14 protein-coding genes are annotated in these 16,883 nt (G+C 62.8%); 11 read left to right on the top strand and 3 right to left on the bottom strand.

The genetic code is table 11. The features are described 5' to 3' along the window. Positions 1-37: 37 nt before the first annotated feature. Entirely contained in the window at positions 38-1,090 is a 1,053-nt protein-coding gene (locus AWM79_RS17770) for an AI-2E family transporter (RefSeq protein WP_060783422.1), read from the top strand. A 99-nt stretch (positions 1,091-1,189) separates the two neighbouring features. Here AWM79_RS17770 and AWM79_RS17765 read toward each other — a convergent pair whose 3' ends face one another. Next, positions 1,190-2,248, bottom strand: a complete 1,059-nt coding sequence (locus tag AWM79_RS17765) for a HAMP domain-containing sensor histidine kinase (RefSeq protein WP_060783421.1) — start codon at positions 2,246-2,248, stop codon at positions 1,190-1,192. After that, positions 2,248-3,012, bottom strand: coding sequence for a response regulator (locus AWM79_RS17760; protein ID WP_060783420.1), 765 nt, complete (start codon positions 3,010-3,012; stop codon positions 2,248-2,250). The genes AWM79_RS17765 and AWM79_RS17760 overlap by 1 nt, the downstream gene beginning before the upstream one ends. Positions 3,013-3,379: 367 nt before the next feature. Here AWM79_RS17760 and kdpF point away from each other — a divergent pair, with 367 nt between their 5' ends. The 6 genes from kdpF to AWM79_RS17730 all read left to right on the top strand — a co-directional run bounded on the left by kdpF (position 3,380) and on the right by AWM79_RS17730 (position 11,348). Continuing rightward, on the top strand, positions 3,380-3,469 hold the full coding sequence (kdpF, locus tag AWM79_RS17755; protein ID WP_017128001.1) for a K(+)-transporting ATPase subunit F: 90 nt from the start codon (positions 3,380-3,382) through the stop codon (positions 3,467-3,469). A gap of 11 nt (positions 3,470-3,480) precedes the next feature. Next, positions 3,481-5,190 (top strand): potassium-transporting ATPase subunit KdpA, encoded by a 1,710-nt coding sequence (gene kdpA / locus AWM79_RS17750; protein ID WP_060783419.1) that lies wholly within the window; start codon positions 3,481-3,483, stop codon positions 5,188-5,190. Between the two features lie 11 nt (positions 5,191-5,201). Continuing rightward, positions 5,202-7,256 carry a potassium-transporting ATPase subunit KdpB gene (gene kdpB / locus AWM79_RS17745; RefSeq protein ID WP_060783418.1) on the top strand — a complete coding sequence of 685 codons (2,055 nt, stop codon included), beginning with the start codon at positions 5,202-5,204 and terminating at the stop codon, positions 7,254-7,256. 75 nt (positions 7,257-7,331) lie between these two features. Then, positions 7,332-7,883: a potassium-transporting ATPase subunit KdpC gene (gene kdpC / locus AWM79_RS17740; RefSeq protein WP_017132959.1), complete on the top strand. Its 552-nt coding sequence runs from the start codon at positions 7,332-7,334 to the stop codon at positions 7,881-7,883. Between the two features lie 63 nt (positions 7,884-7,946). Beyond that, positions 7,947-10,598: a sensor histidine kinase gene (locus tag AWM79_RS17735; RefSeq protein ID WP_060783417.1), complete on the top strand. Its 2,652-nt coding sequence runs from the start codon at positions 7,947-7,949 to the stop codon at positions 10,596-10,598. Positions 10,599-10,634: 36 nt separating this feature from the next. Then, complete coding sequence (locus tag AWM79_RS17730) at positions 10,635-11,348, top strand: response regulator (protein WP_017132957.1); 714 nt, start codon at positions 10,635-10,637, stop codon at positions 11,346-11,348. 40 nt (positions 11,349-11,388) lie between these two features. On the opposite strand, the gene AWM79_RS17725 is transcribed toward AWM79_RS17730, so the two are convergent. After that, positions 11,389-12,429, bottom strand: coding sequence for a patatin-like phospholipase family protein (locus AWM79_RS17725; RefSeq protein WP_060783416.1), 1,041 nt, complete (start codon positions 12,427-12,429; stop codon positions 11,389-11,391). 245 nt (positions 12,430-12,674) lie between these two features. On the opposite strand from AWM79_RS17725, the gene AWM79_RS17720 reads away from it, so the two are divergent. The 4 genes from AWM79_RS17720 (at position 12,675) to AWM79_RS17705 (ending at position 16,880) form a co-directional block, all read left to right on the top strand. Then, positions 12,675-12,953, top strand: coding sequence for a hypothetical protein (locus AWM79_RS17720; RefSeq protein WP_017132955.1), 279 nt, complete (start codon positions 12,675-12,677; stop codon positions 12,951-12,953). Between the two features lie 89 nt (positions 12,954-13,042). Continuing rightward, positions 13,043-13,960 (top strand): AAA family ATPase, encoded by a 918-nt coding sequence (locus AWM79_RS17715; protein ID WP_017132954.1) that lies wholly within the window; start codon positions 13,043-13,045, stop codon positions 13,958-13,960. Next, positions 13,930-14,913: a DUF58 domain-containing protein gene (locus AWM79_RS17710; RefSeq protein WP_060783415.1), complete on the top strand. Its 984-nt coding sequence runs from the start codon at positions 13,930-13,932 to the stop codon at positions 14,911-14,913. Before AWM79_RS17715 ends, AWM79_RS17710 begins: the two co-directional genes overlap by 31 nt. Then, entirely contained in the window at positions 14,910-16,880 is a 1,971-nt protein-coding gene (locus AWM79_RS17705) for a transglutaminase TgpA family protein (RefSeq protein WP_060783414.1), read from the top strand. The genes AWM79_RS17710 and AWM79_RS17705 overlap by 4 nt, the downstream gene beginning before the upstream one ends. Positions 16,881-16,883: the final 3 nt, after the last annotated feature.

Raw genomic sequence — 16,883 nt, 5'->3', positions numbered from 1 at the left:
CTAGACTTTCCTTTCTGATCTCTTTCGTGGAATCCCCATGCTCAATAATGATCGGCTGTTGGTGCAGATACTGCTCCTGGTGCTGTTCGGCGCCAGTCTGTGGGTGATGGCGCCGTTCTGGTCGGCGCTGTTCTGGGGCGCTGTGCTGGCCTTTGCCAGTTGGCCACTGATGCGTCTACTGACACGCCTGCTCGGTGGCCGCGAGTCGCTGGCCGCCGGTTTGCTGACCCTGGGCTGGATGTTGCTGGTGGCCGCACCCTTGGTGTGGCTAGGGTTCAACCTGGCGGACCATGTGCGCGATACGGTGGCTTTTATCAAGGACGCCCAGGTCGACGGCCTACCGCAAGCTCCGACCTGGTTGGCGTCGGTGCCGATTATCGGGGAGTGGCTGGTGGGCGTCTTGAACACCATCGATCAACAGGGCGCGGCGCTGATGCTGGCGATCAAGCCTTACCTGGGGCAGGTCGGCAACTGGTTGCTGGCTCGCAGCGCGCAGATCGGTGGCGGGATTCTCGAGCTGACCCTGAGTATTCTCTTCGTATTCTTCTTCTATCGCGATGGTCCGCGCCTGGCGGAGTTTGTCCATGGCCTGCTGGAACGGCTGATCGGCGAGCGCGCCGATTATTACCAAGAACTCGTGGCCGGGACGGTGCAGCGGGTGGTCAACGGCGTGATCGGTACGGCGGCGGCTCAGGCTGTGCTGGCGCTGATCGGCTTTCTGATTGCCGGAGTGCCCGGCGCGTTGGTGCTGGGGATTGCCACTTTCCTGCTGAGCCTGATTCCTATGGGCCCACCGCTGGTATGGATTCCGGCCACCGCCTGGCTGGCCTGGAAAGGCGAGTACGGCATGGCGATATTCCTGGGGATCTGGGGTACATTCATCATCAGCGGCGTGGACAACGTGCTCAAGCCTTACCTGATCAGCCGTGGCGGCAACCTGCCGCTGGTGATCGTGCTGTTAGGGGTATTCGGCGGGTTGCTCGCCTTCGGCTTTATCGGGTTGTTTATCGGCCCGACCCTGCTGGCAGTGGCGTACAGCCTGCTGCTCGATTGGAGTGCGAGTCAGAGGCGGCGGGAGGAGAAGATCTGAGCATACAGACCTTTTGGGGACGCTGCATCGACGGGTGCCGATGCCCAACGGCAGGTGTCGAGGGTATGCAGGCTTTGTATCGACTGATGTACACACCCATCAGGCACGAGGCAGGCTGACCACGGCGGTTAACCCACCGCCAAGGGTTTGCTCCAGGGTCAAGTCGCCACCCAGACGCTGGGCGGCCTCCCGTGCGATGGTCATGCCCAGGCCGACCCCGCCTGAGTTACGGTTGCGCGAAGCTTCCAGGCGATAGAACGGTTCGAACACCGCTTCGCGTTTTTCGGCGGCGATGCCGGGGCCGTGGTCGATCACGCGGATAATCAACTGCCGCCGGCTGTCTTCCAGCGTGATCAGTGCATCGCCGGCATAGCGCAGGGCATTGTCCAGTAGATTGTTCAGGCATGAACGCAGGGCCATCGGTTGGACCAACAATGGCGCGCAGTAGCCGCTGGCGCGGACGCGGGCACCCTGGTCCTGGGCGTTTTCACTGATCGATTCCACCAGGGCCTGAACGTCCATCCACTGCATGGCTTCACTGGTGCGTTGCTCATGCAGGTAGCTCAGGGTAGCGTCGAGCATGCCAATCATATCGTTCAGATCCTGGCGCATCTGGCCTTGCAGTTTCGCATCCTCGATTTGCTCCAGGCGCAGCTTGAGGCGCGACAGTGGCGTGCGCAAGTCATGGGACACGGCGCCGAGCATTCGCCCACGCTGCTGTACCTGCTCGCGGATACGCTGTTGCATCAGGTTGAACGTCGCGGCTGCCTGCCGGGCTTCCCGTGGGCCGGTCTCCTCCAGCGGCGGGCTGTTGAGGTCTTCGCTCAGACGCTCGGCCGCATCGCTCAGGCGCTGAATCGGCCGGGCGAGCAACTTGGCACCGTACCAGGCGGCAATCACCAAGGCGATCAACTGAAACGTAAGCGGGATTACCGGCCTGCCAAACCATGGGCGAGACGGGCGATGAACCGGCATGGGTAGCGCTGGCAAACGCGATTCGACATTTTCCGACCTGTTCGCGAAACAGGCTGGAGGCGATAACGCAGAACCGCCGCCATAATGACGAAACCAGAGAAAGGCCAACAGGTGAGCCAGGACAATAGCCAGCAGCAGCACGCCGAACAAGCGACCGAACAGCGTGTTGAGGCGTAGGCGCATCAGCCGATGTCTCTCGCGTCGAACAGATAGCCTTCACCGCGCACGGTCTTGATCAACTGCGGCGATTTTGAATCGTCACCGAGCTTGTGCCGCAGGCGCGAGACCAGCAGGTCGATACTGCGGTCGAAGGCTTCGATAGAGCGGCCTCGAGCGGCGTCGAGCAACTGCTCGCGACTGAGCACTCGACGTGGGCGTTCGATAAAGACCCAGAGCAGCCGAAATTCGGCATTCGACAGCGGCACCACCAGGCCATCGTCGGCGATCAGTTGGCGCAGCACGCTGTTCAGGCGCCAGTTGTCGAAGCGGATATTGGCCCGTTGTTCGGTACGGTCATCGCGCACCCGACGCAGGATGGTCTGGATCCGGGCCACCAGCTCGCGCGGCTCGAAGGGCTTGGCCATGTAGTCGTCGGCACCCAATTCCAGTCCGATGATCCGGTCGGTGGGCTCGCAGCGGGCGGTCAGCATCAGGATTGGGATATCCGATTCAGCACGCAGCCAGCGACACAACGACAAGCCGTCTTCGCCCGGAAGCATCAAGTCCAGGACCACCACGTCAAAGGTTTCCACCTGCAGCGCCTGGCGCATTGCGACACCGTCGGTGACACCGATGGCCTGGATACTGAAGCGGGCCAGATAGTCGATCAGCAGTTCACGGATCGGGATATCGTCGTCGACGATCAGCGCGCGGACATGCCAGCGCTTGTCATCGCCCGGTGAGAGCGGCTTGTTGGCATCAGCCTGAGGAGCGGGAGTGTTCTGCATGCGTGTGGTTATCTGCCGGTAAAGCCGCGAAGCACAAAAAAGCCCCCACGAGAGGGTCGCACGATATAGAGATTCGAGCCCCCAAGTGCGGAGCCCATTTCAAATATAGCTGCGCCAGAAGCTACAGGCGCCGCATGTTGGCCGGTTGTCGGTTGTGTATCAGTCTCGATACACAATCATGACCGCCCGACCCCTCTCGGTAGCGGGGCACGGTTACCCGTCCGCGGATTCTAGGGCGTAACGCCTACGTAAACCCACTCTTTACGCCTTCTTTACGCATTGCCCCGGGTGTCGCTCTCGTTCCTTTACAGCCTTCCTTCCGACAATGGCTCCACACACGGCAATCGCTGTGCCACGGAGAAATCCCATGAGCATTCTGGACGGCGTGTCACTGCTGCTGGCGGTGGCACTGTTCATTTATCTACTGGTTGCGCTGTTGCGCGCAGATCGGAACTAGGAGCGGCGGTTATGCACAGTTATGACTATTTGCTGATCCTGGCGTTCCTGGCGCTGGTGTTGGTCCCAGCTCCTTTTCTCGGGCGGTTCTACTACAAAGTGATGGAAGGCCAGCGCACCTGGCTGAGCCCGTTGCTCGGGCCGCTGGAGCGGGTTTGCTATCGCCTGTCCGGGGTTGATGAAAAGGCCGAGCAGAGCTGGCAGAAGTACGCCCTGGCCGTGCTCGCCTTCAATCTGGCGGGTTTCTCACTGCTGTTCGTGATCCTGCAGCTCCAGCAATACCTGCCGCTCAACCCGCAGAACCTGCAGGGTCTGGAGTGGACCTTGTCGTTCAACACCGCCGTCAGCTTCATGACCAATACCAACTGGCAGAGCTACAGCGGCGAAGCGTCCCTGAGCTACTTGAGTCAGATGGTCGGTCTGACCGTGCAGAACTTCGTCAGTGCCGCCACCGGCCTGGCCGTGCTGGTCGCCTTGTGCCGTGGTATCGGCCGGCGTTCGGCGACGACTCTGGGCAACTTCTGGGTCGACATGACCCGAGCCACCCTCTATGGCCTGCTGCCATTGTGCTTGGTGCTGGCGCTGTTCCTGGTCTGGCAGGGTGTACCGCAGACCTTTGCCCATTACATTAATGCTGTGACCCTGCAGGGCGCTGACCAGGTGATCCCACTCGGCCCGGCAGCCAGTCAGATCGCAATCAAGCAACTGGGTACCAACGGCGGTGGTTTTTTCGGGGTCAACTCGGCGCATCCGTTCGAGAATCCGACGGCCTGGAGCGATCTGTTCGAACTGGCATCGATCATCCTGATTCCGGCGGCGCTGGTGTTCACTTTTGGTCATTACGTCAAGGACCTGCGTCAGAGCCGAGCGATCATGGCTTGTATAATGGCCCTGCTGCTGACCGGCGGTGCCACCTCGCTGTATGCCGAGTATCAGCCGAATCCGACCCTGGACAGCCCGGTGGTGGAACAGACCGCACCGATGGAAGGCAAGGAAACCCGTTTCGGCACCACCGCCAGCGTGCTCTGGGCGGTGACTACCACGGCGGCGTCCAACGGTTCGGTCAATGCCATGCACGACAGCCTCAACCCGCTGAGCGGGATGGTCGCACTGGTCAACATGATGGTTGGCGAGGTGATCTTCGGCGGTGTCGGTGCCGGCCTCTACGGCATGCTGCTGAATGTGTTGATTGCGGTGTTCCTTGCGGGCCTGATGATCGGTCGTACCCCGGAATACCTGGGCAAGAAGCTCCAAGCCAGGGAAGTGCAACTGCTGGTGGTGACTTTGCTGGTGATGCCGGTGGGTGTGTTGGTGCTCGGTGCAATTGCCGCGACGCTGCCAGGGCCTGCGAGTGCCGTCAGCAATCCTGGCCCCCATGGTTTTAGCCAGTTGCTCTACGCCTACACCTCGGCCAGTGCCAACAACGGTTCGGGGTTCGGCGGTTTCAGTGCCAACACGCCGTTCCACAACCTGATGCTGAGCTTGAGCATGTTGCTCGGGCGCTTCGGCTACATCCTCCCGGTACTCGCCCTGGCCGGTAGCCTGGCGGCGAAGAAGGCTGCGCCGATCGGCCAGAACAGCTTCCCGACCCATGGTCCGCTGTTTGTCACCTTGTTGACCGTAACCATCCTGCTGGTGGGCGGCCTGACGTTCCTGCCGACCCTGGCCCTTGGGCCGATTGCCGAACATTTGCGCATGGCTGCCCTTGGGTTCAAGGGCTGAGGATTTAGATGATGAATAGGCCTCTTCCTGCAACAAAACCCGCTGTGCTCGAACAACCCAGGACTGCGATCACCGAGCTGTGGCGTCCGGCGCTGGTGCAAGCCTTCGTCAAGCTCGACCCGCGCCAGTTGCAACGTGCGCCAGTCATGCTGGTGGTGGAGTTGACCGCGATCCTGACCACGATCCTCTGTCTCGTGCCCGATACGGCCGTGCCGACCTACGTGTCCGCGCAGATTGCCCTCTGGTTGTGGTTCACCGTGCTCTTCGCCAACTTCGCCGAGGCCCTCGCCGAAGGTCGTGGCAAGGCTCGCGCCGACAGCCTCAAGGCCGGCAGCGAAGGCCTCAGTGCCCGTCGGCGCAAAGCCGATGGCAGCTATCAGGTGGTTTCTGCCACCGGCCTGCGCAACGGCGACGTGGTACGTGTCGAAGCCGGGGAGATGATTCCCGGTGACGGTGAGGTGATCGAAGGCATTGCGGCGGTCAACGAGGCGGCGATTACCGGTGAATCGGCGCCGGTGATCCGCGAGTCCGGTGGTGACCGTTCAGCCGTGACCGGCAACACCCGGCTGGTTTCCGACTGGTTGCTGGTGCGCATCACTGCCAACCCCGGTGAGTCGACCGTGGACCGCATGATCGCCCTGGTGGAAGGCGCTAAGCGCCAGAAGACCCCCAATGAAGTTGCGTTGGACATTCTGTTGATCGGTCTGACGCTGATCTTCCTGTTGGTGGTGGTGACCCTGCAGCCGTTCGCCCACTTCGCCGGTGGCAAGCTGCCGCTGGTGTTCCTGGTGGCGCTGCTGGTGACCTTGATCCCGACCACCATCGGTGGCCTGCTGTCGGCTATCGGTATCGCCGGGATGGATCGCCTGGTGCGCCTGAACGTGATCGCCAAGTCCGGTCGAGCGGTGGAAGCCGCCGGTGACGTGCATGTGCTGCTGCTGGACAAGACGGGCACCATCACCTTCGGCAACCGTCGTTGCGCCGCGATTCACCCCGTGCCCGGCGTGCATGTCCGTGAGCTGGCCGAGGGGGCTTTGTTGGCCTCGCTGGCCGACGACACCGCTGAAGGTAAGTCGATCGTCGAATACCTGCGTGACCTTTACCCACAACAGGAACCCGCCTCCACGGAACTGACCGCCGTGCCGTTCAGCGCCGAGACACGGTTGTCGGGTGTCGACCATCAAGGTCAGGTCTATCGCAAGGGCGCGGTGGATTCGCTGTTGAGCTTCATCGGCCAGAAGCGCGGCGACTTGCAAGCGGCGCTGTCCCGGGAGATCGACAAGATCGCCCAGAGCGGCGGTACGCCATTGTTGGTTTGTGCCAATGACAAGCTGCTCGGTGCCATCCACCTCAAGGACGTGGTCAAGCCAGGGATTCGTGCGCGTTTTGCCGAGCTACGCCAACTGGGGATTCGCACCGTCATGGTGACCGGCGACAACCCGCTGACGGCGGCGGCGATTGCCGCGGAAGCCGGGGTCGACGATGTGCTGGCCGAAGCGACGCCGGAGAAGAAACTGGCGCGCATCCGCTTGGAACAGAACGACGGTCGCTTGGTCGCAATGTGCGGTGACGGTGTCAACGACGCTCCAGCGCTGGCCCAGGCCGACGTGGGCATGGCGATGAACGACGGCACCCAGGCCGCGCGGGAAGCGGCGAACATGGTCGACCTCGACAGCGATCCGACCAAGTTGCTGGACGTGGTGCAGATCGGTAAGGAACTGTTGGTAACCCGTGGTGCGCTGACCACCTTCTCGATTGCCAACGACGTGGCCAAGTATTTCGCGATCCTGCCGGCCTTGTTCGCGGCAATTTATCCACAGCTCGGGGTGCTCAACATCATGCACCTGACCAGTCCCCAGAGTGCGATTCTTTCGGCGATCGTGTTCAACGCTCTGATCATCGTCGTGCTGATCCCGCTGGCGCTGCGCGGTGTGCGGGTGCAGGCGGCGAGCGCGGCACACCTGCTGCGGCGCAACCTGCTGATCTACGGTCTGGGTGGGATTGTGGTGCCGTTCGTGGGCATCAAGGCCATCGACCTGCTGTTGACGGCGTTGCGGCTGGCGTAGTGCGTTTCCCCCGGTGGGTGTCGGCAGGCCGGCACTCGCAGGGGGTGTACCTCCCCTGAATTCGAGGAATTGAACATGTCTAGTGTGTGGCGTCCGGCCTTGAGCCTGTTGCTGTTGATGACCCTGATGACCGGTGTCGCCTATCCCCTGGCGGTGACTGGCGTGGCCCAGATAGTTTTCCCGAGCCAGGCCAATGGCAGCCTGGTACGCGATGCCGATGGCAAGGTGCGCGGTTCGGCCCTGATCGCCCAGGATTTCAGCGGCGATGGCTGGTTTCACCCGCGTCCCTCGGCGGTGGCCTTCGCGACCGTGGCCAGTGGTGCGAGCAACCTGTCGCCGAGCAACCCGGCGCTGGCCACGCGGATTTTCGCTGATGCGACCACGCAGGCCGTGCCCGGCCAAGGGCCGGTGCCGCTGGCATCGCTGACCACTTCCGGCAGTGGCCTCGATCCGCACTTGCCACCGGCGGCGGTTCGCTATCAACTGGCGCGGGTAGCGCAGGCGCGCAATCTGCCGGCGGCGACCCTCGAGGAACTGCTGGAGGCGCAGATCGAACAGCCGTTGGTTGGCCCGCCGGTGGTCAACGTGCTTGCATTGAATGCGGCGCTGGTCGATATCTCCAAGTGAGTTGTTCATTGTTCCCACGCGGAACGGGGAACAATGAAGACAATTGATGATGGGAACCCCAAGATGAGTGATTCCGGTCGCGCCGACGCGCTGTTAGCAGAACTGCCCCGCGACGGTCGTGGCCGGCTCAAGGTGTTTCTCGGTGCCGCTCCTGGCGTGGGCAAGACCTATGCGATGCTGCTGGCCGCCCACAGTCAGTTGCGTCAGGGTGTGCAATTGATCGCCGGGGTGGTGGAAACCCATGGGCGGGCCGAGACCGAGGCACTGCTCGGCGGCTTGGTGCAACAACCCCTGCTGCGGTCCGAATACCGTGGCGTGGTGCTCGAGGAACTAGACCTTGACGGTCTGCTCAAGGCCAGGCCGAAACTGGTGTTGGTCGATGAACTGGCCCACAGCAACGCCCCCGACAGCCGCCACGTCAAACGCTGGCAGGATGTCCAGGAGCTGATGGCGGCCGGTATCGACGTCTTCACCACGGTCAATGTCCAGCACCTGGAAAGCCTCAATGACCAGGTGCGCGGCATCACCGGGGTGCAGGTGCGTGAGACCGTGCCCGACTGGGTCCTGCAGGAAGCCGATGAATTACTGCTGATCGACCTGCCACCACGGGAGTTGCTGGAGCGCCTGCGCGACGGCAAGGTTTATGTGCCGGAGTTGGCGCGGGCGGCGATCGATGCGTTCTTCACCCAGACCAACCTCACTGCCCTGCGTGAGCTGGCCATGCAGACAGCCGCGGCCCAGATCGACAACGATTTGGCCCAGGGCTACCGGACCCGCGGCGAGGCCGCGCCGGCCATCCGTGGGCGGCTGCTGGTGGGGGTGGATGGCGATGCTCAGGCCGAGCGCTTAGTTCGCCATGCCAGCCGGGTCGCTCAGCGCCGACACCTGCCTTGGAGCCTGGTGCATGTGGATAACGGCAGGGCGCGTGACGAGCCGTCGCGCCTGCGCCTGCAAAGTGCTCAGCAACTGGCGGAACGGCTGGGCGGCGAGGTGGTGCAACTGCGGGCCGGTGAAGTGGCCAGGACGCTGATCCAGCATGCAACTGAACGCCGTGCCAGCCTGGTGCTGGTCGGGCAGTCGCGCCAGCGCCTGCGTCGTCGCCTGTTCGGCGGTGGCCTGGCGGCGCGGCTGTTGCGCAATGCCCCGGGCTTGGAAATCAACGTCTTGGGCAGCCAGGAAGAACAACGTCAGCCGCGTGTGCGAGAGCCGCAGAGCGTGGTCTGGCTCGACTACCTGTTGGCGCTGTTGGCGACGGTCTTGGCCAGTACCCTGGCCTGGGCCGTGGCCGGTGTGTTGCCGTTGCCGAATATCTCGCTGGTATTTCTTGCCGCCGTATTGCTGGTGGCGGTTCGCAGCAGCCTCGGCCCGTCCCTGGCTTGTGCGGTGCTGTCATTCCTGACCTATGACTTCCTGTTTATTCCGCCGAATTTTTCCTTTGCGATTCAGCGTGAAGAGGATGTGCTGACGCTGCTGTTCTTCCTGATGATGGCGGCGCTCACCGGTAACCTGGCGGCGCGTCAGCGGCGGCAGTTGCAAGCCCTGCGCGATACCCAGGAAGAAACCAGCGAGCTGCTCGACTTGTCGCGCAAGCTGACGGCTGCCACCGACCGTCAGGCGGTGATCAGTGCCGCGTCGCAACACCTCAGCGGCTGGGAAGAGCTGGAACTGTGCCTGCTCAATCGCGACGGCCAGAGTGGCTGGAAGGTCGAGACCGGCGGACCGCTGCGGTTTTCCGAGCCCGAGCGCGCGGCGGCCGACTGGGCCTGGCAGCACGATCAGCCGGCCGGGATGGGCACGAGTACTTTGCCCTCCGGTAGCTGGTGGTGGTGGCCATTGTCGGTGGAAGAGGGGCCGCTGGCGCTGCTCGGTGTTCGTCCGCGAGAAGGCCAGCCGCTCACGGGCCAGCGCCGTCGCCTGCTGGCCGCCCTCAGCCAGCCGTTGGCCCAGGCACTGGCGCGGGCACAATTGGCCGACGATCTTGAGGCGGCGCGCTTGCACGGAGAAACCGAGCAGTTGCGTAGTGCCTTGCTGGCATCGGTGTCCCACGACCTGCGCACCCCGCTGACCTCAATGCGCGGCAGTATCGACAGTCTGTTGGCGTTGGGCGAAGCGATTCCCCTGGAGGACCGCCGGGAACTGCTGGAGGGCACCCGCGACGAGGCCGAGCGGCTGGACCGGTATATCCAGAACCTGCTGGACATGACGCGCCTGGGCCATGGCGCGCTGAAACTGGCCCGGGACTGGGTATCGCCTGCGGACATCGTCGCCAGTGCGCTGAACCGGTTGCGGACGGTCCTCGCGCCGTTGCAGGTGAGCACCGAGGTACCGGCCGAGTTGCCGTTGCTCTACGTGCATGCGGCGCTGATCGAACAGGCACTGATCAATGTCATGGAAAACGCCGCGCGCTTTTCTGTGCAGCATGGCCGCCTGCAGGTGCGTGCCGGGGTGATCGGCGGCGAGCTGTTCTTTGCCGTCAGCGACGAAGGTCCGGGAATCCCGGAGGATGAGCGGGCGAAGATTTTCGACATGTTCTACACCGCTGCCCGTGGCGATCGTGGCGGCCAGGGCACAGGCCTGGGGCTGGCAATCTGCCTGGGCATGGTCGGCGCCCACGGCGGGCATATCGAGGTGGATGACGGTATCGCCGGCCGTGGCACCTGTGTGACGTTATTCCTTCCGCTGCGGGAGCAACCGGGATTTGAAAGTGAGGCCTGATATGCTGTGGCAAACCCTCGCCACGATGTTGCAATTATGAGCCAGAGCTCGACCATCCTGGTCATCGACGACGAACCGCAGATTCGCAAGTTCCTGCGTATCAGCCTCGCCTCCCAAGGTTACAAGATACTGGAGGCCGGAACGGGCGCCGAAGGCCTGGCCCATGCGGCGCTGAACAAGCCCGACTTGTTGGTGCTCGACCTCGGCCTGCCGGACATGGACGGTCAGCAGGTGCTGCGCGAGTTTCGCCAATGGTCCACGGCGCCGGTGCTGGTGCTGTCGGTGCGGGCCAGCGAAGGGCAAAAAGTCCAGGCTCTGGACGGTGGTGCCAATGACTATGTGACCAAGCCCTTCGGCATCCAGGAGTTCCTGGCGCGGATCCGTGCACTGTTACGCCAGGCGCCCAACGGGGAAACCCAGGAAGCCGCCTTGAAGTTCGGCCCGTTGACCGTTGACCTGGCCTATCGGCGAGTGCTGCTGGACGGCGCGCAGGTGGCGTTGACGCGCAAGGAGTACGCGGTACTGGCCCAGTTGGCACGGCATTGCGGGCGAGTGATCACCCAACAGCAACTGCTCAAGGATATCTGGGGACCAACCCATACCGACGACAGTCATTACCTGCGGATCGTAGTGGGCCATCTGCGCCAGAAACTGGCGGACGATCCGACCCGGCCACGCTTTATCGTCACCGAGGCGGGCGTCGGCTATCGCCTGCTCGATAACCAGGACGGAGTGCATCCCGCTGTTTGATCGTGGCCACGCTTTAGTGTGGAGACGGATCAAAAGCCAGTCAGCGCCGCTCCTGCTCATAACGATCCATGGTGTCGCGGGCGATCTCGCGACCCAGGGCGATCAGTTCCGGTGCCTTGTAGAACTCGAAGAACCGGCACACGCGCTTGGGCACGTTGATCAGGATATCCGGCGGATATCCGGCGATCTTGTATTGCGCCAGCGAGGTTTGCATCACCTCGAAACTCTGGTTGATCAGGTCCAGCAGCGAAGCCGGGCCGACGTTGTCGATGATAAATGAACCGGTGGCCGATTTCGGCGCACCCGCAGTTTGAGGGGCCGCCGCAGGTTGCTGGGCATCGGGCTCTGCCGGTTCAAGCCAGGGGTTGGCAATATCCGCGGAGTCGGCGGCGAAGGTCTGCTGTTCGATGCGCAACAGCTCTTCGGCCTGCTTGCGCCGGAAGGGCAGGCGCGAACCCATGGAGCTGAGCAGGTTGTTAAAACGGCTCTTGAAGGCAGGCGGACGCTGGATCACCGGCAGTTGATAGTGCTTCTGGTTGGTCGAGTTGAGGTTGACGGCGATGATCAGGTCGCAGTGGCTGGAAACCACCGGCACAATCGGCAGCGGATTGAGAATGCCACCGTCGACCAACATGCGATTGCCCTGCATCACCGGCGTGAACAGGCTTGGGATCGCCGCCGAAGCGCGCATGGCCTGATGCAGACAACCTTCCTGGAACCAGATCTCCTGCTGGTTGGTCAGGTCGGTGGCGACGGCTGTGTAAGGGATGCGCAGGTCTTCGATATTGATCTCGCCGACGATCTTGCGGATCTGGCCGAAGACCTTTTCGCCACGGATCGCCCCGAGCCGAAAACTCACATCCACCAGGCGCAACACATCGAGATAGTCCAGGCTTTCGATCCACTTGCGGTACTCCTCCAGCTTGCCGGCAGCATAGATGCCACCGACCACCGCGCCCATGGAACAACCGGCGATGCAGGCAATTTCATAACCGCGCCGTTCGATTTCCTCGATCACCCCGATATGGGTATAACCCCGGGCTCCACCTGAGCCCAACACCAATGCGACACGCTTTTTCATCATGGATTCCTTGAACGGTCGGTTACTAACAATGCGCCCATAGGCTGTTGTGGCACAATCGCGAGTGGTCTGCGAACTTAAGCTAACGAACTCACCGTACCGGCCACTGGTTCTGTTGGCCGAGTTCGGCGGGTCGGACGCCTATTGTTCATATTGACTGGCTAAGCTTGTAGAGTAGAGCAAGGCACTTTTTGCCTGGCACACCGTCATAACCTGCACGATTGTTTTTTCTTGAGGTGTCATCGATGAAAGCCTGGATCTGTGTGCCATTGATTGCGTTGGTGTTGGCCGGTTGCGCGGGCAAGACTGCCTATCGCGAGAGCTGCGGTAGCCAGTTGGATGCTGCCTGGCGCGAGCTTGACCTGGCCAAGGCCGAAGGCTTTGCCGGCACCGTCAGTTACTCCAAGGCCCTGTCGTTGTTGACTGGGGCCAAAACCCAGCAACAGTTCGAAGCCTACGAAGGCTGTTCGTCCAAGGCCGAGAAGGCACGCTTCTACATCCGCGAGTCGCGCGCCGGGCGTTGAGCCTCGGGGGATCGTTCCGGCGCTTTGCGTGGGAACGATCAAAAAACCTGTAACATCTGCGGCGTCTCCCCGCGTTTGGATGCCTGCCTATGCGCAGTAAGCTGCAAGCCTGCTTGCAGGCTGTCAACCAAGTGGTATTAGGCAAGGATGCACAGGTTCGCCTGGCCCTCGGCTGTCTTCTGGCCGACGGCCATCTGCTCATCGAAGACCTGCCCGGCATGGGCAAGACGACCCTCAGTCACACCCTGGCCAAGGTCCTCGGCCTGAGCTTCCAGCGTATCCAGTTCACTTCCGATCTGCTGCCCAGCGATATCCTTGGCACTTCGGTATTCGACAAGGACAATGGTTGCTTCGTATTCCACCCCGGGCCGATCTTCGCAGAGCTGGTGCTGGCCGATGAAATCAACCGGGCCACGCCCAAGAGTCAGAGCGCGTTGCTTGAGGCCATGGAAGAAGGGCAGGTGACCATTGAAGGTGCCACCCGCCCGCTGCCTTCGCCGTTCTTTGTGATCGCCACACAAAACCCCACGAGCCAGGGCGGTACCTTTGCCTTGCCCGAGTCGCAGTTGGACCGCTTCCTGATGCGCGTATCCCTCGGCTACCCGTCCAGAGCGGCGGAAAAGGCCCTGTTGCTTGGCGACTCGCGACGAGATTTGTTGCCACGATTGCAGCCTATCCTCAGCCATCACGAACTGGCGGCCTTGCAGCAGGAGGTCAAGCAGGTCCGGGCCAGCGATGCGCTGGTCGACTATGTGCTGCGCTTGGTCGGCGCGACCCGTGGTGACGCGCGGTTTGCCTGGGGACTCTCGCCGAGGGCGAGCCTGGCGATCCTCGCCGCAGCCCGGGCCTGGGCCTTGCTGGCCGGGCGTGATTATGTGATTCCGGAAGATGTCCAGGCCGTGTTGCCGTCTGTGGTCAGTCATCGCCTGCGCGAGCGCGCCGACCCGGCCGGGCAGGGCGGCGGTGTGCTGGCGCAGTGGTTGTTGCGCGAGGTGCCGGTACTTTGATTGGCCAACTGTGGGCCTCCTGGCAGGCCTGGCTGAGCCGGCGCTTGCCGCCCTCGACGCGGATCGAACTGACCCAGCGACGGATCTTCATCATGCCCAACCGCGCCGGCGGTGTATTCGTCGCGTTGCTGTTGCTGATCTTGCTGGTGGCGATCAATTACCAGAACAGCCTGGCCTACGGCTTGTGTTTTCTGCTGTTGTCGGTGTTCGTCGTGGCAATCCTGCACACCTATCGCAACCTGCGGGGCCTGGTGTTGAGCGCCGGCGTCGGGCCGACCGTGTTTGTCGGTGAACAGGCGCGTTTTGTCGTGCGCCTGGAGAGCGCCGGGAAAAGCCACCAGGCGATCCAGTTGGGCTGGTCGAACCCCGCGATGCAGACCGTGGATGTGCTGCCGGGGGGATTTTGCGAAGTGCAATTGACGCGCCCGACACAGGCACGCGGCTGGTTGTCGGCGCCGCGCATCGACGTGTGCAGCAGCTTCCCCCTGAGTATCTTGCAGGCTTGGAGTTGGGTCGATCTTGGCCAGCAGGCCATGGTTTATCCACAGCCTCTGGAAGGCGAATTACCGATCCTGCCCGGTGTGTCCGACGATGAACAGGATGAAGGCACGCGGGCTTACGGGCCAGGTGTCGACGATTACCAGGGTTTGAAGTCCTATCAGCCCGGCGATTCCTGGCGACGGCTGCACTGGAAGGCCTATTCTCGTGGACAGGGGCTGCTGATCAAGGACTTTGCCCGCCTTGAGGGGCAGGAGTTCTGCCTGGATTTCCTGGCGCTGGATGGGGATGTCGAACAGCGTCTGTCGCGCCTGTGCTATTGGGTGTTGGAGTTGTCTCGGCGGCAGGAGCCGTTCGCCTTGAAATTGCCCGGTCAACGACTGGCCATGGACTGCGGCGCGGCCCACTGTGAGTTATGCCTGCGAGCCCTTGCCTTGTTCGGGAACGGTTCATGAGCCGTGCGCCGCCGATTTCCCGGGCCAGTCTGGTCTGGCTGCTGGTGGCCCAGGCCCTGGTGATGTTGCCGTTCTGGCTACACGTGCCACTGTGGATGGTCGCGTTCTGGCTCGGCTGCACGCTCTGGCGCATCCAGGTTTACCGCATGCGGGCGCGGTTTCCTGGCAAGGTAGTGGACGTCCTGCTGCTGGTCGCGACCATCGCGGGCATCTGGCTTTCGCGCAAGAGCCTGATCGGCCTGGATGCTGGCGCGGTGCTGTTGGTGGCGATGTTTATCCTCAAACTGGTGGAGACCCGGACCCGCCGCGATGCGCTGGTGCTGATCTTCCTTGGGTTGTTTTGCGTGGCGGTGGCCTATCTGTTCGAGGACGGCCTGCCATGGGCGATCTATAGCCTGTTGTCGATCGGCACCTTGCTGGCGGCCCTGATCGGTTTGCAGCAAGGCCCAGGCACCCGGCCGGCGGCCACCTTGAAGCTGGCCGCGACCCTGCTGGCGCAGGCCTTGCCATTGATGCTTCTGTTGTTCCTGCTGTTCCCGCGCATGGCCCCGTTGTGGTCCTTGCCACTGCCGGGCGACAAGGGCGTGACCGGGCTTTCGGAAAGTATGTCCCCCGGAGAGGTGGCCGAGCTTGGGCGTTCCGCCGAACTGGCATTGCGTGCGAGTTTCGATGGTCCGCTACCGCCGCGCCAGGAGTTGTACTGGCGGGCTCTGACCCTGGAGCAGTTCGACGGCCAGCGTTGGAGTCAATCGCCAGGAGTGTCCTCCAGTCCGGCGCCGAAATGGCAAGCCAGTGGCGCATCCTGGCGCTACAGCGTGATCCTGCAACCGAGTGGCAAGCCCTGGCTGCCGACGCTGGATGTGGCCAGCAGCGATCAGGAGGATGTGCGTCAACTGGCGGACTACCGCCTGCAGCGCCAGCGCCCGGTGCAGCAGGCACTGATGTATCGGGCCAGCTCCTGGCCGCAGGTGCTACGCGATCCCCAGCTCAACGAGCGGGCTCGCCGTCAGGCCCTGCAGTTGCCTGCCCAGGGTGATCCGTGGACCCGTCAGTGGGCCGCCGAACTGCGCCAGCGTTATCCACAGCCCGCGGCATTGGTGGCAAGGCTACTCCAACATTTTCGCGACGAACCGTATCGCTACACCCTCAAACCGCCGATCCTGGGCACAAACAGCATCGATGACTTCCTGTTCGACAGTCGCCAGGGTTTCTGCGCGCACTTTGCCGGCGCCATGACCTACGTGCTGCGCGCTGCGGGAATCCCGGCGCGAGTGGTAGCCGGTTACCAGGGCGGCGAGTTGAACCCGGCGGGCAATTTCCTCACAGTACGCCAGTACGACGCCCATGCCTGGGTGGAATACTGGCAGGTCGGGCAGGGGTGGCGCCGTGTCGATCCGACCTACGCCGTGGCGCCAGAGCGGATCGATCAGGGTCTGGAGCAAGCCCTGGCGGCGAATGAGGGCGTATCCGAGGCTTCGGTATTCTCGCCGTTGCGTTACCGCCAGGTGATCTGGTTCAACGAGTTGCGCTTGGGCTGGGATAATCTCAACTATGGCTGGCAGCGCTGGGTCCTGGGGTATCAGGGCGAGCAGCAGTTCAAACTCATGGGGCGCCTGTTCGGCGATCTCGCCGGGCTGATATTGCCGATCGGCTTGGTGCTGGTTCTCGCGCTGCTGTCGTTATGGCTGTTGCGGCCCTGGCGGGCCGAGGCCGACCCGCCGCTACGGCTGTTCGCCGCCTTTGAGAAACTGCTGGCACGCCATGGCCTGGTGCGCGAGCCGGGTGAGGGGCCTGCTGCGTTCGCCGAGCGCGCGGCCCGGCAGTTGCCGCGTCAGGCCGACCTTATTCGCGAGTTCGCTCAGCTGTTCATCAGGCAGCGCTATGCTGAACAGATCCCGTCGATGGATGCATTGCAACAAGCGTTGCGATCATTGCGTCGCAGTCTTGGAAGTTCGATTGGGGAGTGAGTG

The organism is Pseudomonas agarici, assembly GCF_001543125.1.
Lineage (GTDB): Bacteria > Pseudomonadota > Gammaproteobacteria > Pseudomonadales > Pseudomonadaceae > Aquipseudomonas > Aquipseudomonas agarici.
Note: the sequence above shows the minus strand (reverse complement) of the source record. Positions and strands in the feature narration are given on the sequence as shown.